Source organism: Bartonella sp. AA1HLJMS (genome assembly GCF_042197445.1).
In the GTDB taxonomy this organism is placed as follows: domain Bacteria; phylum Pseudomonadota; class Alphaproteobacteria; order Rhizobiales; family Rhizobiaceae; genus Bartonella.
In genome coordinates this window covers 1-19,572 of sequence record NZ_JBHIRW010000014.1, presented here as the reverse complement: position 1 = coordinate 19,572, position 19,572 = coordinate 1, and the positions used below count along the sequence as shown (strand labels likewise).

Genomic DNA, 19,572 nt, shown 5'->3' with positions numbered 1-19,572 from the left:
TTGATGCTGTGAAGGAAGCACCTGAAGCAGCTGATAAAGCAGCATCTGATGCAGCGGAAAAAGCCACTGACGCTGTTGATAAGGCTGTTGATGCTGTGAAGGAAGCACCTGAAGCAGCTGATAAAGCAGCATCTGATGCAGCGGAAAAAGCCACTGACGCTGTTAATAAGACTGTCAATGCTGTGAAGGAAGCACCTGAAGCAGCCGATAAAGCAGCATCTAGCGCGGCGGAAAAAGCCACTGACGCTGTTGATAAGGCTGTTGATGCAGTGAAGAAAGCACCTGAAGCAGCCGCTAGCGCGGTGGAAAAAGCCACTGACGCTGTTAATAAGGCTGTTGATGCTGTGAAGGAAGCGCCTGAAGCAGCTGATAAAGCAGCATCTGATGCAGCGGAAAAAGCCACTGACGCTGTTAATAAGGCTGTTGATGCTATGAAAGAAGCACCTGGAGCAGCCGATAAAGCAGCATCTAGCGCGGCGGAAAAAGCCACTGACGCTGTTAATAAGGCTGTTGATGCTATGAAGGAAGCACCTGAAGCAGCCGATAAAGCAGCATCTGATGTGATAGAAAAAGCTACTAGTGTTGCGGAGCACCAAGGGATTATTTTAGAGAATCAACAGGCTTTATTTAAAGATTATGATTTAGATAAGCTTTTGCATAAGATACGAATGGTGCTTGAGCATAACAGTTTAAAAAATGTTAACAAGCAGTTTCACGAGCTTTTTGATACAGAAGCCTCTTCTGTTTATTCTTGTTCTTTTGAAAAGTCTGCTGTAGATGAAAAATCTCAGACTGTAAAAGAAGAGATGGAGCAGGACCATAGTACAGGTGACCAGACAAAGGTTGCTGCTGTAGAAGCTAAGGTGGAGAGCCATGACCATGAAAACAGTCAACCTTTTAACAAAGCGCATGAAGTAAGTGCTCCAATTGAAGCACATCAGAGTGACAATCTTTCTTCTTCTAAAGCTTTGTATAAGGAAGGGTATGATTTTATTCGTTCTGCTAACTATGTTGATGCTGAAAAAAGCTTTTGCGCTTTTCAAAATCGTTACAAAAAAGATCCTTTGAGTGATGATGCTTTATTTTGGTTGGCCGAATCTTTGTTGGGGCAAAAACGCTATCATGAAGCAGCACAAGTTTATCTTACCGCATGGTATGCAGATAAAAAGAAGCTCTATACCTCCGAGATTTTACTGAAATTAGCAAGAAGTATGGTCGCTCTTGAGCCAAATAAAGACGATTGTGCTCATTTTGTGAAAAAATCAAAACGTCAACAAACATTAGCATCTGTTTTTTGTAAACCTGCAAAATAAACAGCGAGGTCGTTTTCGGTGTGCGTTAGACTGGCAAGAAATCTCTTTAAAACATCGGATTTTATTCAATGTCAGAAGTTGATTCTTGCCGTCTCAGGGGGAAGTGATTCTTTGGCTTTGATGTTTTTGGTCAAAGAGCATTTGGAAACACTCGTATTTCCTCCAGAAATGATTGTTGTCACGGTTGATCATCAATTGCGTAAAGAATCGATGCGTGAGGCAGAAACTGTTGCGAAAATTTGTCGTGTCCATGATATTCAACATATCACTGTGCGATGGGAAGGCGAAAAGCCAAAGACGCATATTGCTTCCAGCGCGCGTGTTGCACGCTATGATCTCTTGGTTAAAGAAGCACAAAAACAAGGCGCATCACTTATTATGACGGGGCATACACTCAATGATCAGGTTGAGACCTATCAAATGCGGTATCAACGTCTCCAAAAGAATAGAGGTGCTTTATATAGTGGAGCTGTTGCCATGCGCGATGAGGTTTATGCCAGTGGTTTTGCTGGTATTTTGCGCGGTGAAGCCGAGGGTATACGTGATGAGGATCATACCAGAAAAACAAGAAAAAATATTGCCGAAAAAAACTATGGTCCCCTCTATGAACGTGGTTTATCCTGTATTCCGCGTGAGGCGCTGTTGCATAGAAAAGTGCGTTTGATTCGGCCACTCCTTGGTGTAAAACGCCAAACATTACGGAATTATTTACGCTTACAAGGACAAACATGGATTGATGATCCAACCAATGAAGATCGCAATTTTGAACGTGTGCGCGTGCGTCAATCTCTTTCTCCACAAAAATTGGCTTATATTGCTCAAAAAATAAATGAAGCCGCATTGCAGCGTCGTCAACAAGCCAAAAATATTGCTGATTTGATCTTAGCGCTGGATATTACTGTCCAACATGGGCGTTGTTTCATAGCAAAGCCTGCGCTGTTTTTACAGAAACATTCCAGTTTTCCTTTTGTGGTGGGGCTCTTTGCTGTGCTGATGGGAGGGGGATTTTATTTGCTCCCCAATCAGAAATTAAGCATGCTTGTTCAAAAACTCTGTCTCGATTCTCCAGAAAAGCGGCGTTTTACTTATGCGGGCTCTGTTATTGAATATAACAAGCAGGGAATTTCTTTGTGGCGTGAAGGGCGAAATATGAAAGAGGCTATTGTTGAGCCAGATAAAACTTTTATATGGGATGGGCGCTATCATATCACAAATCATGGATATGAGGCTATAAAGGTTGGAGCCGCAAATTTAGAACAGCTGAAATTTTTATTAAAAAATAGCGATTTTGAGCTTGAAAAGCCTCATTTTCCCTCTTTACAATCGCTGCTGATGATCTCAAATCATAAAGGGTATGATATTCCAGAGTTGATTTCTCAAGCAGTTGTTCATAAACATGTTATCGTCAAGCGGATTATGGCACCTTTCGATTGGCTTTCCTCACGAGAAGATGCAGCCTTGGTGAATGTTGTGGAACCTTTTTTTAATATTGAGGTGAAAAGATAAAGGAAAATTACTCTAAAAGAAAATAAACAGCTTCTCATCCCTTGGCAAGGGGCTGACAAGGTTATATGTTAAGGGGAACTGTTTGAAATCTATATTTGATTAAGTGGGCTGAATATGAATTCCAATTACCGCTCTCTCCTTATTTGGGGAGTTATTGCATTGATTTTGATTGTGTCGTTTTCTCTCTTTAATGGAGATAGCCAACGTTCTGGTGGTGGAGAAGTCTCCTATTCTGAATTTTTGCAAAAAGTTGAGAATAATGAGTTGAAATCTGTGACCATTCAAGGTCAAAAATTAACAGGAAAAACCATTGAACATAGAACTATTTCAACCTATGCTCCTCGCGATCCAGGTTTGATACAAAAATTGGAAAGCAAAAACGTTAATGTTAAAGCTATTCCTGAAAGCTCTGGAAATAGCATTTTCCTCAATCTCCTCTTTTCCTTATTACCTGTTATTATTATCGTGGGGGCGTGGGTCTTTTTTATGCGGCAAATGCAAAATGGATCACGCGGTGCAATGGGATTTGGGAAATCGAAAGCAAGATTGCTTAATGAAGCGCAAGGACGTATTACCTTTAAAGATGTTGCTGGCGTTGAAGAAGCAAAGCAAGATCTTCAAGAAATTGTTGAATTTTTACGCGAACCACAAAAATTTCAACGCTTAGGGGGGCGTATCCCACGCGGTGTTTTGCTTGTTGGTCCTCCAGGAACCGGTAAAACTTTGCTAGCACGTTCTGTGGCCGGTGAAGCCAATGTGCCATTCTTTACCATTTCAGGGTCTGATTTTGTGGAAATGTTTGTTGGTGTTGGGGCAAGCCGTGTGCGCGATATGTTCGAACAGGCTAAAAAAAATGCACCTTGTATTATCTTTATTGATGAAATCGATGCTGTTGGGCGCCATAGGGGGGCTGGTCTTGGCGGTGGAAACGATGAACGTGAACAGACCTTAAACCAGTTGCTTGTCGAAATGGATGGGTTTGAGCCCAATGAAAGTATTATTCTTATTGCCGCAACAAACCGTCCCGATGTGCTTGATCCCGCTTTGTTAAGACCAGGGCGTTTCGACCGACAAGTTGTTGTGCCAAACCCTGATGTTTCTGGGCGTGAACAAATCTTGAAAGTGCATGTGCGCAACGTGCCTTTAGCGCCTAACGTTGATTTGAAAATTTTGGCAAGGGGAACACCAGGATTTTCCGGTGCAGACCTGATGAATCTGGTCAATGAAGCTGCTCTTATGGCTGCGAGCCGTAATAAAAGAGTTGTCACGATGCAAGAATTCGAAGATGCCAAAGATAAGGTGATGATGGGGGCTGAACGTCGTTCAACCGCTATGACACAAGAGGAAAAAGAACTCACTGCTTATCACGAAGCAGGACATGCTATTGTGGCTCTTAATGTGCCGGTTGCTGATCCTGTTCACAAAGCAACAATCGTTCCAAGGGGAAGAGCATTGGGAATGGTGATGCAATTGCCTGAAGGCGATCGCTATTCTATGAGTTATCGGTGGATGATTTCTCGTTTGGCTATTATGATGGGTGGACGTGTGGCTGAAGAATTAAAGTTTGGAAAGGAAAATATCACATCTGGTGCTTCTTCTGATATTGAACAAGCAACGAAATTAGCTCGCGCGATGATCACACGGTGGGGATTTTCTGATCTGCTTGGAAATGTAGCTTATGGCGATAACCAAGATGAAGTCTTTTTGGGTCATTCTGTTGCGCGAACACAAAATGTCTCTGAAGAAACAGCGCGCATGATTGATATGGAAGTGCGTAAGCTTATTGATGATGCCTATAAAAATGCGACAAACATTTTGAAAACAAAAAGAAAAGAATGGTTTGCTTTGGCACAAGGTTTGTTGGAATATGAGACTTTAACGGGAGCTGAAATTAACGAAGTTATTGCAGGAAAGCCTCCTTCACGCACACAGAAAGATGAGGGTGCTGCGCCACGGGGGTCTTCTGTTCCAAAAACTGGAAAAATGAAGACAGAGACAACAGTGGTAGATGAAAAAAGCGCTGAAGCAGCCCCTAAAACAGTGCTTCATAAAGAAGAGACAGATAAAGGCGAGGCAGGCAAAGCAGAGGCAGCTGTTGGGAAAAAAACAGCAAAATCCGGTAATGTTGAGCCTAAGGAGGCTCAGTCTAAAGAAGTGCAATCGGATGAGACTGAGAAAAAAGCACAAAGCACAAAAGGTACTACAAAATCAGTCAACCGCTCTAAAAGTAATGCTGAAAAGAAGTCCAATACTGCGGGACATGATAAAGAAAAATAAGAACTGTTTAATATCGCTTGAGTGACGATGTTTTAGGAAAACTTCTAAATTCTTTGAGAAAGGCGCAAGTTTTGTTTGCGCCTTTCTTGTAATATTTGCAAAAATATGGAAGCAAAAAATTAAGCAAAGCCGTTGTATGATGGCGGCTTTAGCATGCTACAAGGCGAGGTGGACTGTTGCTTTTCTAATGTGGTAGGGGGGGGGTAAGGTTAGGCGATAGATTTCCTTGCTGATTTGGTAGGGTATGAGGTTTGGTGCTGGATTTCTTTACGGATTTAGCAAGGGTGTGAAATTATCCGTTGGTTGTGTTAAAGGGATGTATAGAGCATTTTGAGGAGATAATATTGCTTTTATGTGTAAGGGTGTAAACATAATTGCTTGAGAGTAGTTTAGATGTGTAGATGGTGAATAGGGGGCTTGATTGTCTAAATGCATGAAGGTTTAAGATCAATGATCTGATTTTATACGGGGAGAGGAGGACTATTGTACCAAGGGGGCTTGTTAGGGTTTTAAGGAAAAGCCAAGGGAAGAATTATATATTAAAGGAAAGAGGCATGGTGCAAAAATATTTTGGTACAGATGGAATTCGGGGGAAAGCCAATTCATTTCCTATGACACCCGATTTTGCCATGAAGGTGGGGATGGCTGTAGGGGTTTTATTTCGCTCACAACATCAATCTCATCGTGTGGTGATTGGCAAGGATACACGATTATCGGGCTATATGTTGGAAAACGCTTTGGTTTCAGGATTGACTGCTGCGGGGATGGAAGCTTTTTTATTGGGGCCAGTGCCAACGCCTGCTGTTGCAATGCTTTGCCGCTCTTTGCGCGCGGATCTTGGGGTGATGATTTCTGCTTCTCATAATCCGTTCTATGATAATGGAATTAAACTTTTTGGTCCTGATGGTTTTAAGCTTTCAGATGATATGGAAGCGAAAATTGAACAATTGATCGATACAGATCTTTCAAAGTCTTTAGCAAGTTCTGCCGAAATTGGTTATGCAAAACGGGTTGAGGGAGATATTTATCGTTATATTGAATATGCCAAACGAACTTTGCCGCGTGATGTTCGCTTAGATACTGTGCGTATTGTTGTGGATTGTGCCAATGGGGCTACTTATAAAGCGGCTCCCCGTGCTTTATGGGAATTGGGGGCTGAGGTTTTTGCTATTCATGATGAGCCCAATGGGACCAATATTAATCAAAAATGTGGATCAACCGATTTAAGCTCTTTAAAACGAAAAGTGCATGAAGTGCGTGCTGATGTGGGGATTGCTCTTGATGGAGATGGAGATCGGGTTCTCATTGTTGATGAAAAAGCACAAACGGTTGATGGAGATCAGTTAATTGCTGTAATTGCTGAAAATTGGCATAAAATGGGACGATTACGGTGCAATGGTGTTGTCACAACGATTATGTCAAATCTTGGACTAGAGCGTTTCTTGAATAGCAAAGGGTTGCACCTTGTAAGGACAAAAGTTGGAGATCGTTATGTTGTCGATGCCATGCGCCAAAAGGGATATAATGTTGGTGGTGAGGCTTCTGGCCATATCGTGCTTAGTGATTTTGGTACAACGGGTGATGGCTTGGTGGCTGCATTGCAGATTTTAGCCTGTATGAAGGAAAGTCAAAGCCCTATGAGCCAATTGTGTAAACGGTTTGAACCTGTACCGCAAATTTTAAAAAATGTAACGATTAAAAATAAAAATGTCTTGAAAAAAAATCCCGTCAAAGCGGCCATTGATCAAGCAGAGAAGCGGTTGGGAAAAGAGGCAAGGCTGGTGATCCGCGCTTCTGGAACGGAACCGGTTATCCGCCTTATGGCTGAAGGCGATGCACGAGAAGTATTGGACACTGTCGTGACAGAGTTGATGGATGTTATTATTCATCATGATGTACGCATGGGGACTGCACTTGAGGAATCTTGAATTTTTTGAAAAAATTATCAGATCATCTTTGAATAAAGGTCTGATTTTAATGCGGGGTTTTGGCAATTACAAAAGGAAAGTCCAATTCTAATAACTACAATGCGTATAGATTTCTCTATAGTTCGTAAGATATGAAAAATATGCCTTTTTTTGATTTTCCTTTTTCTTTTACTTATTCGTAAACCGGTTAAGTTTAACAGAGTTTGTAGTGGGGGCTTTACCAGCTTACTTATAATCTATTTATATCTGTGTAATAATATACATTATGGATAGATTTATTGGGATAGGTAAGGCCGCTCAAGTTTTGGGTGTTTCGATCAGCACTCTACGCCGTTGGGAATGTGAAGGCAAAATTATTTCTGAGCATACGGCAGGAGGTCACCGCCGTTATGACCTATCTAGGTTTAGATCTGGGCTTTTCATTCGAGAGAACTATCACAAAGAAAAACCATTGCTTATGCGCGTGTATCGAGCCATGATCAAAAAGACGATTTAGAGCGACAAAAACAGGTTCTCGAGCTTTATTGCGCAAGCCAAGGTTGGACTTATGAACTCATCTCTGATTTAGGGTCAGGGATGAATTATCGTAAAAAGGTCTTAAACGTTTATTGGATGCTCTCATTGAAAATGAAATAGGTCGTTTGGTGATTACGCATAAAGATCGTTTATTGCGCTTTGGTGCGGAATTGGTCTTCGCCATTTGTGAAGCCAAACAAGTTGAGGTTGTCATTCTCAATCAAGGAGAAGAAAGCAGTTTTGAAGAAGATTTAGCCAAAGATGTTTTAGAAATTATTACTGTCTTCAGTGCTCGTCTTTATGGAAGTCGTTCGAGAAAAAATCAAAAGTTATTAGAAAATGTTCGTCAAGCTGTAGAAGCATCGCAATGATTGTTGCTCACAAAATAGCTCTAGACTTAAACAATAAACAACGAAGCTACATGGCTCGAGCCAGTGGTTGCGCGCGCTTTGCTTATAATTGGGCACTGAAGGAATGGCAGCAGCAATATGAAGCATGGAAGAAAGATAATAATTTACAAAGCCTAATGACTATGCGCTACGTAGACAATTCAATTCTCTAAAACGAGAATAATTTCCATGGATAATGGAAGTCACTAAAAATGCTCCACAAATGGCAATTATTCAATTGGGTATGGCTTTTAAGAATTTCTTTTCAGGGAGAAGCCGATATCCCACTTTTAGAAAGAAAGGAGTGCACGATCGTTTTACTTTGACCAATGATCAAGTACAGTTGCAAGGTTTCAAGATAAGAATTCCCAAGCTTGGTTGGGTTCGTCTGCGAGAACAATTGCGATTTCAAGGAAAGATCTTGTCAGCAACCATTAGCCGTAAAGCGGATCGGTGGTTTGTAAGTCTTAGCGTTGAAACAGATAATCAAGAGTCACTGAGCGAGAACCAAGCTATTGTTGGTCTTGATTTGGGCATCAATGCACTTGCAACGCTTTCGACAGGAGAAACCATAGGAGGCGTTAAACCTTATAAGGCTTTGCTAAATCGTTTACGGCGCTTATCACGAAGGCTAAGCCGTAAGCAAAAAGGCTCGAGCAATCGTTATAAGGAGAAACAAAAACTCGCTAAGCTTCATGCACGGATAAGTAATATCAGAACAGATCATTTGCATAAGGTTACAACAGATTTAATTCAGCGTTTTGGTACATTTTGTCTGGAAGATCTTCATGTAAAAGGCTTGCTGAAAAATAAGCATTTATCGCGTGCCCTTGCAGATCAAAGTTTTTTCGAGTTTCGCCGTCAATTGGAATATAAGGCGGCACGTTATGGTCGACAGATTGTTATTGCAGATCGTTGGTATGCGAGCAGTAAGATCTGCCATCATTGCGGATGTAAGATTGAACAATTGCCTCTTAACATACGTGAGTGGAGATGTTCTCATTGTGGTACGAACCATGATAGAGACATTAATGCCGCGATTAATTTAAAAAACTTGGCGGTGAGTTCCACCGTGTCAGCCTGTGGAGAGGAAGGCTCTGGCCAATGTCCTGTGACTTTGGTGAAACCAGCCTCGAAGAAGCAGGAAATCAACAGTATATTTAATCAGAAATGATTATATTTACATAAGTTTGATAGAACCGGAGTTTAAGTGTTATTCATTCTTTTTACTGGACATACAGCGGGTGCAGCGCCCCATGAACATCAAACAGCAATGAGTATTGTGGTTATATCATCTTGATGTTTTTAAGTGCCGCTGCCAATTGGAGATATGATACGCTCCTATTACGTTTAGCTCCTCCTAATTATGAACTTATACTTTTCCAATAATTAGTAGAATAATGAGAAAGAGATGAGAATGATCAATTTTTTTCACGATAGTTCTAATATTTATAAAGTAAAAAAAGCTATGTGATGTAAAAATAATGAACATTTTTTGGATTTTGGAAGGGTACACTCTATATTCATTTACAATTTTAAGATTTAAACATAAAAGGATTGAAACCTTCTATAATACTGGTACGACTGAAGGGATTAGAACCGCCCATGCTCAAAAATTAAAGCGTATTCTAAGTGCTCTTGAAGGAGATGTATCGCCAAAAGATTTTGAGTTATCCGTCTTTTTGATTACATCTGCTAAAGGGTGATTTCAAGGATTATTAGTCAATTACTGTAAATGGAAATTGTCGCGTAATATTTCGCTTTGATAGCATAGATGTCGAAATGGTTGATTATCTGGATTATCATCAAAAAGGAGATCTAAACAATGATGAAGAATCCTTCACATCCCAGTGAATTATTGCGAGAAGATGTGATCAAAGAGCTTGGTTTATCCTTTAATGAAGCAGCAGAGTAGCTTGGTATATCTCGTGTAGCACTTTCTAGAGTTTTAAATGGAAAAGCCGCTATGAGTGCTAATCTTGCTATTAGGCTTGAAATGGCTGGTGTAAGCACAGCACGTGCTTGGCTTGCTATGCAAACAAATTATGATCTATCAAAAGCAATTTTTTAACAACAGTCTCATGATCAAGATTGCATAAAAGAGTTTCAAATGGCAGTTAAGTTTTTGCAACAGAGACAACAGGAGAAAATCAACGCAATAGCGCGTGCAAGATCAATAGATATGATACGGTAAGGGCAAGGATAAAGCCTTATGCTGTATAAGCCTTATTAAGCCATATGACAAAAGAGAGCTAATCAAAAGAGTTTAATATGGGTGTGACAAAAGACGTTGTACGAACCCACATGATAGGACGTAAAAAAGAAGCTGGTGAAATATTAGCAAGTTTAGGACTTACGGTGTCTGATTTCATACGAATTTCTTTAGCTAAAGTTGTTGATGAAAGAGGATTGCCGTTTGATATGTATATTCCTCATGCGAAAACGCTTAAACTTTTGAGAAAAGTGACAAGGGTTAAGAGAAGTGACAAGGGTTAAGAGATATAGCTGAAGATAGGTAAGATTTGTTTTGTCATTTGGATATTTGATATTTCTGATCATTCACTTCAAATTAGCTTTTCATTTACATCATTATCGTTATGGGTGTTTTCCGTATATTGAATGATGTATGCAAACCGTGATTGAAATGGCAGCTTATTGAATTTCTGTGAAAGAAGAAGGCATATCGCCTGAATAATTATTTGATATTGTTTCTTTTATTGCTACTCATTCAGATGTTGGTGGTTTTATGCAAGGAATGAGGTGAAGCCAAGGAAAGTTAGGTTTAAAAGCATAAGAGTAAAAGTGGGGATATAAGGTTATATCCTTTTGGGGTGGTCAAAATATTCCGGTGTTGATCGAAGATATTTACAGTCAATCATCTTGAGGTAATTTGACAAAATCAGAGAGGAATGCATTGAAGAAAAATTTAACTGCGCCTTGATGAATATCGAAAAGAATAATAATGGATAAGGCACATAAAGCAGGACCTCGTATATTAAAAGGTGTTTGTGAAGCTTTTGTCTGAAGCTAAAGGTAAAACTGATACTAAATTTTGTATCGATATTCCTGCAAATATTGATGTCAAAAAAAAATCAGAAAAAATATAGGGTTATAGATATCATTTTCGGCACGTTTTGGTTTTCCTGTGGGGCGCATTCGTGATTGGGAATGGGGATGATATTTTTACTTCTTTTTACTTGTTGTTTTCGATTATTGACACTGAACTTGAAGCGATTAATCGTGTTTTTAAGAAAGCTCTATTGGTATAGTTTTTGCTTATAAAAAAGGGTGTGAGGGGTAGCGTTTTTTTAAAAAGCATCACGGCGTTTGAAAGGGTCGTAATAGATTTCTGTTACACGAAATTTTCCTTCGAGGCGTTTACATTGGATGATGACATCAATCATCGAGATTAATAAGCCGCGGATATCATCGCGAGCTAAATTACCACCACCGTCACTTTCTTTGACTAAAAGGGTCATTTGTTCGAAGGCTGCAAGGGCTGTTGAGGCGTGGACGGTGGTAATGGAGCCGGGGTGACCAGAGTTGACATTACGGATGTAGTAAAAGGCTGTACCATCACGCAGCTCTTGTAGAAGGATTCTGTCGGGGCGCATGCGTAATCCTGATTCAAGCAGTTCTTTTGCGCCTGCTTTTGCTAAGCCTTGGTTATCTTTTGAATAAAAGAGTTGGACTTTGTTGGCGTGCGGAACGACAAGTTCTGGCGTGTCTTCAATGGTGAGAATTCGTTCATAGTCAGGGATTTTTGCAATCAAAGCTTTGGAGAGGGTTGTTTTTCCAGAACCGGTTTTGCCCGATATTAAGATATTTTGTTGTGTAATAACGGCTCTTTCTAAAAAGGTGCAAAAGTCTTTGGCGATAAAGAGATCTGTTAGCTCTTTGTCTGTATCAGAGAGTTCGGATAATCGTTCTGTCATTTGTTGCGTGGGTGTGAAACTGGTGTTTTGGGCAACAGAAAACAGATTGTTTTCATGTAAACTTTCAAGAGAAAAAGTGCGTGATGAAGGTTTACGAATGGTCATGCTAATGGTATTGGCTGCAACTGCTGGAGGCATAACAATTTGTATGCGTTCGTTGTTTGGCAGTGTTGCGGAGAGAACGGGGTTTTCTACACTGATTTTTTGTGTTGTGTAGGCAGCAACAACTTTTGCAATCCCTTCTAGTTCGCTGTAGGTTAGCTCTTTTAAGATGTGGGTTTGCCAACCATTGGGACCCTCAACGATTACTTCGCCAGGGCGATTGACAACAATTTCAAATAAATTTTCATCATTGAGGAAGTCATCTAAGATCTTTAATTTTGTTAAGACGATGGAGGCGCGTTCTGCATTTTTTGCTGATGGCATAATGTGACTTTATTGGCTTAATGAAAAAAGGAATAGCTGGGAGTAGAGCGGTTTCTTTTGCTCTTTACGACTAGTTTATAGACAGAGGAAAAATCGAGATCTTTTGCTACGAAAATGTTGACGAGTTCGCCTTGAAATTTTTCTAAGGTAGGAGGAATATTGATTTGATTTTCAAGAGCAATACTGGCGGCCTCTTTTCCAGTGTTGTTTGCGCCTTGAAAACCGCCGCCTCCAGAGTTGTTTGAACCTTCTTTATTGGAATTGCCTACTATTTTATTTGTTAAAACTGTTGTGGCACCATCAATAACGGTGAGTAAAAGGGAAGAGCCAAAGCGTTCCCACCAATGGGTGTTGATGTTGCCATCAAAACCGGCTCTGCCTAAACTGTCGGTTGCGGGTGAGGCAAGGTCGATGATGACACCGGTTGGGGTTTTTGCTCTTGTCCAGAGTACAAAGAGGCGAGATTGACCTTGTTTTATCCCTCCGCGGTATTCGCCAATCACTTGGGTTCCTTTATCAAGCAAAACAACGCGCCCATTGTCAGAGAGGATATCACGGTTGATGATGCAGCTTGCAAAGCCTGGTTGCTCACTGTTTAATGCGGTTTCTAAGATACAGGGAATAGAGGTTCCCATGGCGATGATAAAGTTTCTATTGCCGATGAGTTTTGCTTTTGCTTTTGCTTCTTCTGTTGTGGTAGGCTTTAATAGGGTTGCAAAATTTTGTGTGTCTTGAAGGGCAGGAGAATTTTGCGCATTCGCGAGATTTTCAAGGGCATGGAATTTTTCAAAGGGGTTGAGAGTCGTGTTGACGATGTCTTTTAATTGAGATTTAGAGCCTTTGGCAAAAGCTAAAACAGGGGCACGTCTTGCGGCATCAAGTAGTGGGTCATCTTTTTTGGGTTCTTGTGCGAGTGGTTGTGGGGGTGGTAAGGTTATTGGCGCTATGTTGGCGCGCGGGTCAGAGGGCGCGAGCTCTAAAGGGGCGAGGGAATTGTGAAAGTTTTGTGCTTGTTTTTTATGAGCTTTTGCGGTGTCTTTTTGTTCTGTGGGGGTGGCTAAGATGTTCCAGAGCACATAGCCGCAGATTCCTATACAAGCTATTGCGACAACTATTTTTTTGCCGGCGGTTTTGGCGCTATTGTTTTTGCCATCCCCAATAGATCCGCGATCTTCGATGATTGGTTTATCACTCATGTGTTGTCCCCTTCAATTCCCGCTTATTTAAAGATCTGATGCAATTTTACGTTCAACAGATGGTGAGGTTGTTCCGGTATTTGGATTTGTGCCTTTTGGTTGATAGGCTTCGTTAAAGACGCATAGGACGTTTTTTCCCTGTCTTAGGGTGAAGCGTGCGCTAATGGCATGGACAATCACCATGTTGCCTCTTGTGGTTTTGGGAACCAGCGATTCTGTACCGTCATTGCTGACAATGTAAATGGCAGGGATTTCTTGGTTGTCGGGAAATGTAAATGTTGTGGTTTTGCCATTGTCATAAACGGAGGCGGGTTCGAGCACGCTTGATCCTTGAGCGGTGTAAGCCCAATTGCGTGGTCCGTAGGTTTCAGAAGCGTTGAAGACATTATCGATACGCTGGGCTTGTTGTTTTTCTTGTCGCATAAGGGCTGCAAGCTTTCTTTGTTCTGCTTCTTCTTGTGGGTAGCGAAATTTCACAAGGAAATATGTTTCTTGTCCAGATGAAATTTCTCCATCTTTGACCATGAGTTCAAATTGATAGGAGCGCTTTGAGCCATCAAGCTTTGTGGTGACGACTTGGAGATTGGTAATGGGTTGGACTTCCCGCGCTTTAAGGAAAAGAATATTGCCAGCGGGGGCGACTTCCCATGCAACGCTGTTGCCAATTGCCACATGGGCAATTTCTTCATTGGGAGAAAATTCTATTTGTACCGATGAGCGTATGGAGCCAATAATTTTTGTGACATTATAGGCATCATAGTTGATAAAGCGAATGCGGCTATCGCTTGGCGCACGGGTGGGAAAAATACTGGCATGGCTAGGCGTTAAAGAAAGGGTAATAGCGATGTTAAGAATGAGAAAAAGAATTTTTTTTGTCATGATCAGTTGACCACTTCCGGATCGGTTCTATATTCACTAACAATAAACCCTAGAGGATTTATCAAACGGTTTTGGACAGAGATAGGGGCATTGATGTATTCAAAGGTAAGTGTTGCAACCCAGTGGGTGATGAATTCTTTGTTGTTGTCGTTGTCGTGAATGGTTCTGTAGTAACGCACTTGGGCAACATCGTCATTGATAAAGGAGATTGATTTTATTGTTATTGTAACAGCGGCGTGTTTATAGAGAATTTGAGGACTTTGGGGATTTCTTGCTCCATACCAGCTGGCAAATCTTTCCTGTTCTTCAGAAGAAGAGAGGAGGGAGACGGTTTGGAAGTTGTGTTGTGTTTCTTCTGTGGTGAAGCCTTCACGGGAGCGGACATATTTTGCCGCAAAGTAGCGTGTGATTGCTTCGTCGACATTGGTGGGACCTTCTTTTAAGGCTTCCACAACTTCAGTGATGCCGGTTGAATTGTCGACGCGGATGACAAAAGGTTCCACGGTTTTAAGGGGTGTGAGGGTGATGACCGCGAGAGAAGACAGTATTGCAACAGCAACCGCGATGCCGGCAATGGCAAGCGAGACGCGGGTGGTGCGGCGTGAGGCGAGCATGCGATCTTGATCAAACGAGCGTGCTTCAGCAATGTATTGTTCTATGTCTTTTTCTTTCATGCTTTTTGCCCGCAATTTTTGTAAGATTTGATTTCTTCATCCGTTAATTTTTGTGCCAGAAGCATTTCCAGCTTCCCTTCTTTTAGGGGTGAAGGGGTGTTGTTACTGATGATAATGGGCGTGGGCGTGGGTTTTTTCCCTTCCCAATTCCACATTGATCTGTTGAGTGGACGTTTAGAATATCCATCACACTTTGGGAGTGACTTCAGTGTGTTTGGTGAAGACACACAGCCACTGAGAAAGAGAAATGGTAAGATAATCCCAATTTTTTTAAATTCCCGCATTTGAACTTAGTGCTCCCTTATTTTCGAGATGAGTTTTTGTAGACCATGAAGAGCGGCTTTACCACCTACATTAGCAAGGTGACCAGCTTCTTTAGCGGCACGGAAAGCTCCTTTTCCAGCAATTTGTCCTGCACCTACACCTAATTTTGTTGAGCCTGTGAGGGAAGCTCCACCAGAAGCTAAAGCTGATGCTATATCAGGTAATTTGAGGAAAATCAAAATGCCGCAACTGGCAATAGAGAAGAATTGGACTAAGGAAATTATCATATCTAGAACACTACCTGAAAGGATGGTTGTTGAAAGATCAACATATAGACCACCAACTATAACTACTAATACCTGCAAAATGATGAAGTTTGCTGTTTGATTTAACCATGCCTCTGTAAACCTTCTTGTTGAGGAAAACATATAAAGGCTTATAAAGAGGGGCCCCACTGATATAACGAGAAATAAACCAATTTTAGCAAATATTGAGACGAAAAAACCAATAGCACAAAAGAAAGCAGAAATTACTAAGCAGACAAGGCCAGCAAGCCAGTAAACAACAAACGTAAATCCATTTTCGTTGTTTGCTGCATCAAAAACGTGTCCAGCAGCAGTTTGTATCATATTATCCCATACATTTTTATCCGAGTGTGCTGCACCTTGTGTGACATTTGCAATGGCATTCGGCAGATCATTGAAAAATATATCCCTAACCCACGCATTATAAAGAGCGGCGTTTGTGGCGAGTGAAACAATGATGCCAAGTTTGAAAATTGTTGCTATAAAGTCCCACAAAGGCATGGAAGAACGCCCATAGATAATATTGTACCCTATAAATATAATGTAGATTGTACAAGATGCTTTAAGCGGAGTAGATAAAGACGATGAGAGATTTCCAATGGTGTTATCCATTACCCTTGTAAGGGGCTCCATCAATCCGTTGTCTATCTTGGTAAATATATCATACGCTGCCATTGTCTTTCCTCCGCTCCTTATCATATGGGGTTCGTGTTCCATACGGAGTCAAATTTTTATGATTTAATTACTGTCCTCTTTCTTTTCAGATTGTTCTTTCATTTTTTTCTTATCGTCATTTTTACGATATTTATTTAGATAGTTTTGAAAGGATTCTTCACGAAGTTCGTCTAGTGCTTTTCCTAAGTTTTCACAATTTTGAGGAGATTCTGTTTTAGAAGGCTTTTTCCACATACATTTAGGTGTCCACTCATTACGTAATTTTTCGTCTTTTTTAAATTCTGCTACGCTGTAGGTTTTTTCACATCCAGCCGTGATGAGCCCTGTGCAAAGTAGCAATGTTGTTATGAGAACTTTATTCATAGATATTTCCCCTTTTTCCTTTCAGTTTTACAAGTTTTGAGCACAATCTTTAAATTCTGCTTGTGTTATCGGTTTTTTATAACCAGTGATGATAAATCTAGGGCAGAGACATAATCTTGCCATAAATATATTAGAGTGTACGAAGCTCTTTAAGTTGAGCAGCTAAAGCGCAATAGCGATGTGTAATGGTGCTATCCATTGTCCTTGTAAGGGAATGCATTACAGTATTATCTATCCAAGTAAATACACCTTTGGTTACTATTGCCATTGAGATGCTCCGCTCTTCATTATGTTTTAATGGTTATTTTGTTGTTCTTCTTCCGCGCGTCGCTTTGCTTCTTGTTCAGCTCGGAATTTTTCATTCTCAGCTCTCATTTTTTTAATTCTGGCTCTCATTTCAGCTTTAGCTTTTTCCATTGCTTTACGATAACGTTCGTCATCTTCACGCTCTCTTTCTTCAGCTTTTGCTTCATATTCTTTCTGAAGTTCTAAAAATGCTAACCGCATGTTTTCACAATTTTTTGAAGTTCCTGCAAATCCACATTTCGCATCCCACTCTAGGCGTAATTTTTCATCTTTTTTAAATTCTGCGACGCTATAGGTTTTTTCACAGCCAGAAGCGATAATTCCAGTGCCAAGTAGCAATGTTGTTATGAGAACTTTATTCATCAATATTTCCCCTTTTTCCTTTCAGTTTTACAAGGTTTGAGCACAATTTTTAAATTATGCTAGGTTATCGGTTTTTTATAACCAGTGATGATAAATCTAGGGCAGCGACATAATCTTGCCATAAATCTATTGTATAGTCTGTGAGGTTCTTTAAGTTGAGCAGCTAAAGCGCAATAGATGTTATCCATTGTTTTTGTAAGGGGCTCCATCAACATATTGTCGATATAAGAAAATATGCCTTTGGTTACTATTGCCATTTAGATGCTCCGCTCTTCATTATGTTTTAATGGTTATTTTGTTGTTCTTTTGCCGCGCGCTCTTTTGCTCTTCGTTCTTCTTCAGCGCGTGTTTCCGCTCTTTGTTTTTCGAGTATTTTTTGAGTCTCAGCCTCCCTTTTTTCAAGTCTGGCTTTTTGTTTCGCCATAAATTCTTCATATCTTTTGCGATTTTCTTCTGCAATTTTACGACTTCTTTCTGCTTCTTTTGCTTCATATTCTTTCTGAAGTTCTAAAAATGCTAACCGCATGTTTTCACAATTCTTTGAAGTTCCTGCAAATCCACATCTAGCATCCCACTCTAAGCGTAAATTTTTATCTTTTTTAAATTCTGCTACGCTATAGGTTTTTTCACAACCAGCAGCGATAATTCCAGTGCCAAGTAGCAATGTTGTTATGAGAACTTTATTCATTATTTATTGTCCTGTTGTTGTTTAGCTTTAGCGCGCTCTTCTGCTTCTCTCTTGGCTTGTTCTTTTGCTTTTTGTTCAGCTTTCCATTTTTCATGTTTAGCTTTTTGTTCAGCTATAAGTTCATCTATACCTTTCCTATACTCCTCTGCTGCTTTACGACTTCTTTCTGCTGCTTTTGCTTCATATTCTTTTTGAAGTTCTAAAAATGCTAACCGCATGTTTTCACAATTCTTTGAAGTTCCTGCGAATCCACATTTCGCATCCCACTCTAAGCGTAATTTTTCATCTTTTTTAAATTCTGCGACGCTATGGGTTTTTTCACATCCAGCTGTGATGAGCCCTGTGCAAAGTAGCAATGTTGTTATGAGAACTTTATTCATTATTTATTGTCCTGTTGTTGTTTAGCGCGCTCTTCTGCTTCTCGTTCGGCTTGTTCTTTTGCTTTTTGTTCTTCTTCAGCGCGCTCTTTTGCTTCTTGTTGTTCTTCAGCGCGTCGCTTTGCTTCTTGTTCGGCTCGGAATTTTTCATTCTCAGCTCTCATTTTTTCAATCCAAGCTTTTTGTTCAGCTTTAAATTTTTCATCTAGTTTACGGTTTTCTTCTTCAGCTTTTTTCCGACGTTCCTTTTCAAGTTCTAAAGCTGCTACTCTTAGGTTTTCACAATTTTTTGAAGTTCCTGACCATCCACATCTTGCACCCCATTCTTCCATCAAATTTTTATCTTTTTTAAATTCTGCGACGCTATAGGTTTTTTCACATCCAGCAGTGATGAGCCCTGTACAAAGTAGCAATGTTGTTATGAGAACTTTATTCATGATTAATGACTGTCCTGTTTCTTTTCAGATTCTTGTTTATCGTCATTTGTTGAGCCAGTTCTCCCCCATCCCCATGTTGGAAGACTCTCACGATAAGCTTGCTCTGCGTTTTTACAATTTTGCGAATCGAGATCCCCTGATGTCATACATTTCATTTTCCATTTTTCGTATAATTTGTGATCTTTCTTAAATTCTTCTACGCTATGGGTTTTTTCACATCCAGTGGTGATCAGCCCTGTGCAAAGTAGCAATGTTGTTATGATGATCTTGTTCATATTTAAGCCCCTCTTTTCTCCCGTTTATTGACCACGGAGTTTTTTGGCAAAATCTTTATATCGTGCTGTAAATTCTTCGTAGCCACGTTGTTCTGCCGCTTTTTCTTCTGCTTGTTGAATCATCATGGCGGCTTGCATTTGGAGTATTTTTGCTTGGAGGTCTGCTTGTACTGCTGATAATTGTGCTTGAATGCCTTGAATTTTACCCGCATCTTTAGTACTTCCAAGTTCGTCAAGGAGCTTGGTAATGTTTTTTTGTGTTTCACTGGCTTCTTCGTAGACGTCTTGTCCTTTGGCTGCTTCTCCTACTACGCGCTGTTCGGCTTTTTTTACTTCTTGTGCGTAAAAAGCATCTACTGCCTCTTTTGATCCTGCGCCCCCTGCGGGCTCTTTGTATTTAAGCTCTTCTTGCCATTTTTGCGTGTTTTTGCTGCCGCCGCCACCGCCACCGCCGCCACTGCCCATTGATTGTTGAAAGTG

General features: G+C 40.6%; 21 protein-coding genes and 3 pseudogenes. 10 read left to right on the top strand and 14 right to left on the bottom strand.

Going from position 1 to position 19,572, the window contains the following annotated elements; genetic code table 11:
• The 10 genes and pseudogenes from ACFIQE_RS05350 to ACFIQE_RS05305 form a co-directional block, all read left to right on the top strand.
• Positions 1-1,313, top strand: a pseudogene (locus tag ACFIQE_RS05350) (tol-pal system protein); the annotation flags it as partial.
• Positions 1,314-1,331: 18 nt separating this feature from the next.
• Positions 1,332-2,819: a tRNA lysidine(34) synthetase TilS gene (gene tilS, locus ACFIQE_RS05345; RefSeq protein WP_375673608.1), complete on the top strand. Its 1,488-nt coding sequence runs from the start codon at positions 1,332-1,334 to the stop codon at positions 2,817-2,819.
• 114 nt (positions 2,820-2,933) lie between these two features.
• On the top strand, positions 2,934-5,096 hold the full coding sequence (gene ftsH, locus ACFIQE_RS05340) for an ATP-dependent zinc metalloprotease FtsH (protein ID WP_375707357.1): 2,163 nt from the start codon (positions 2,934-2,936) through the stop codon (positions 5,094-5,096).
• A gap of 554 nt (positions 5,097-5,650) precedes the next feature.
• Complete coding sequence (gene glmM, locus ACFIQE_RS05335) at positions 5,651-7,024, top strand: phosphoglucosamine mutase (protein ID WP_375611769.1); 1,374 nt, start codon at positions 5,651-5,653, stop codon at positions 7,022-7,024.
• Between the two features lie 265 nt (positions 7,025-7,289).
• Positions 7,290-7,911, top strand: a pseudogene (locus tag ACFIQE_RS05330) (IS607 family transposase).
• Positions 7,908-8,102: a helix-turn-helix domain-containing protein gene (locus ACFIQE_RS05325; protein WP_375620976.1), complete on the top strand. Its 195-nt coding sequence runs from the start codon at positions 7,908-7,910 to the stop codon at positions 8,100-8,102. Before ACFIQE_RS05330 ends, ACFIQE_RS05325 begins: the two are co-directional and overlap by 4 nt.
• Positions 8,103-8,125: 23 nt before the next feature.
• Entirely contained in the window at positions 8,126-9,103 is a 978-nt protein-coding gene (locus ACFIQE_RS05320) for an RNA-guided endonuclease InsQ/TnpB family protein (protein ID WP_375620975.1), read from the top strand.
• Positions 9,104-9,413: 310 nt separating this feature from the next.
• A complete protein-coding gene (locus ACFIQE_RS05315) occupies positions 9,414-9,635 on the top strand; it encodes a hypothetical protein (protein WP_375673604.1) in 222 nt (73 codons plus the stop codon).
• A 119-nt stretch (positions 9,636-9,754) separates the two neighbouring features.
• A pseudogene (locus tag ACFIQE_RS05310) lies at positions 9,755-10,000 on the top strand (HigA family addiction module antitoxin).
• Positions 10,001-10,200: 200 nt separating this feature from the next.
• A complete protein-coding gene (locus ACFIQE_RS05305; protein WP_375629744.1) occupies positions 10,201-10,425 on the top strand; it encodes a type II toxin-antitoxin system RelB/DinJ family antitoxin in 225 nt (74 codons plus the stop codon).
• Between the two features lie 812 nt (positions 10,426-11,237).
• Here the strand turns inward: ACFIQE_RS05305 and virB11 are convergent.
• The 14 genes from virB11 to ACFIQE_RS05235 all read right to left on the bottom strand — a co-directional run.
• Positions 11,238-12,290, bottom strand: coding sequence for a P-type DNA transfer ATPase VirB11 (virB11, locus tag ACFIQE_RS05300; protein ID WP_375658585.1), 1,053 nt, complete (start codon positions 12,288-12,290; stop codon positions 11,238-11,240).
• Positions 12,291-12,307: 17 nt separating this feature from the next.
• Positions 12,308-13,486: a type IV secretion system protein VirB10 gene (virB10, locus tag ACFIQE_RS05295; RefSeq protein ID WP_375707356.1), complete on the bottom strand. Its 1,179-nt coding sequence runs from the start codon at positions 13,484-13,486 to the stop codon at positions 12,308-12,310.
• 27 nt (positions 13,487-13,513) lie between these two features.
• Entirely contained in the window at positions 13,514-14,365 is an 852-nt protein-coding gene (gene virB9, locus ACFIQE_RS05290) for a P-type conjugative transfer protein VirB9 (RefSeq protein ID WP_375707355.1), read from the bottom strand.
• Positions 14,366-14,367: 2 nt separating this feature from the next.
• Positions 14,368-15,039 carry a virB8 family protein gene (locus tag ACFIQE_RS05285; protein ID WP_375613221.1) on the bottom strand — a complete coding sequence of 224 codons (672 nt, stop codon included), beginning with the start codon at positions 15,037-15,039 and terminating at the stop codon, positions 14,368-14,370.
• On the bottom strand, positions 15,036-15,323 hold the full coding sequence (locus ACFIQE_RS05280) for a type IV secretion protein VblB7 (protein WP_375632018.1): 288 nt from the start codon (positions 15,321-15,323) through the stop codon (positions 15,036-15,038). The genes ACFIQE_RS05285 and ACFIQE_RS05280 overlap by 4 nt, the downstream gene beginning before the upstream one ends.
• Before the next feature lie 6 nt (positions 15,324-15,329).
• Positions 15,330-16,283: a type IV secretion system protein gene (locus ACFIQE_RS05275; RefSeq protein WP_375707354.1), complete on the bottom strand. Its 954-nt coding sequence runs from the start codon at positions 16,281-16,283 to the stop codon at positions 15,330-15,332.
• Between the two features lie 63 nt (positions 16,284-16,346).
• Positions 16,347-16,646, bottom strand: a complete 300-nt coding sequence (locus tag ACFIQE_RS05270; RefSeq protein ID WP_375635551.1) for an EexN family lipoprotein — start codon at positions 16,644-16,646, stop codon at positions 16,347-16,349.
• A gap of 130 nt (positions 16,647-16,776) precedes the next feature.
• Positions 16,777-16,914: a hypothetical protein gene (locus ACFIQE_RS05265; RefSeq protein ID WP_375689271.1), complete on the bottom strand. Its 138-nt coding sequence runs from the start codon at positions 16,912-16,914 to the stop codon at positions 16,777-16,779.
• A 26-nt stretch (positions 16,915-16,940) separates the two neighbouring features.
• Positions 16,941-17,315, bottom strand: coding sequence for an EexN family lipoprotein (locus ACFIQE_RS05260; protein WP_375707353.1), 375 nt, complete (start codon positions 17,313-17,315; stop codon positions 16,941-16,943).
• 283 nt (positions 17,316-17,598) lie between these two features.
• The gene (locus tag ACFIQE_RS05255; RefSeq protein WP_375630567.1) at positions 17,599-18,003 is read right to left on the bottom strand and encodes an EexN family lipoprotein; all 405 of its coding nucleotides are present in this window, start codon (positions 18,001-18,003) and stop codon (positions 17,599-17,601) included.
• Positions 18,003-18,383 (bottom strand): EexN family lipoprotein, encoded by a 381-nt coding sequence (locus tag ACFIQE_RS05250; RefSeq protein WP_375707352.1) that lies wholly within the window; start codon positions 18,381-18,383, stop codon positions 18,003-18,005. The genes ACFIQE_RS05255 and ACFIQE_RS05250 overlap by 1 nt, the downstream gene beginning before the upstream one ends.
• Positions 18,383-18,817 (bottom strand): EexN family lipoprotein, encoded by a 435-nt coding sequence (locus ACFIQE_RS05245; protein WP_375707351.1) that lies wholly within the window; start codon positions 18,815-18,817, stop codon positions 18,383-18,385. Before ACFIQE_RS05245 ends, ACFIQE_RS05250 begins: the two co-directional genes overlap by 1 nt.
• A gap of 2 nt (positions 18,818-18,819) precedes the next feature.
• The gene (locus ACFIQE_RS05240) at positions 18,820-19,092 is read right to left on the bottom strand and encodes an EexN family lipoprotein (RefSeq protein WP_375662847.1); all 273 of its coding nucleotides are present in this window, start codon (positions 19,090-19,092) and stop codon (positions 18,820-18,822) included.
• Between the two features lie 24 nt (positions 19,093-19,116).
• A partial coding sequence (locus ACFIQE_RS05235; protein ID WP_375707350.1) for a type IV secretion system protein occupies positions 19,117-19,572 on the bottom strand: 456 nt, incomplete at its 5' end.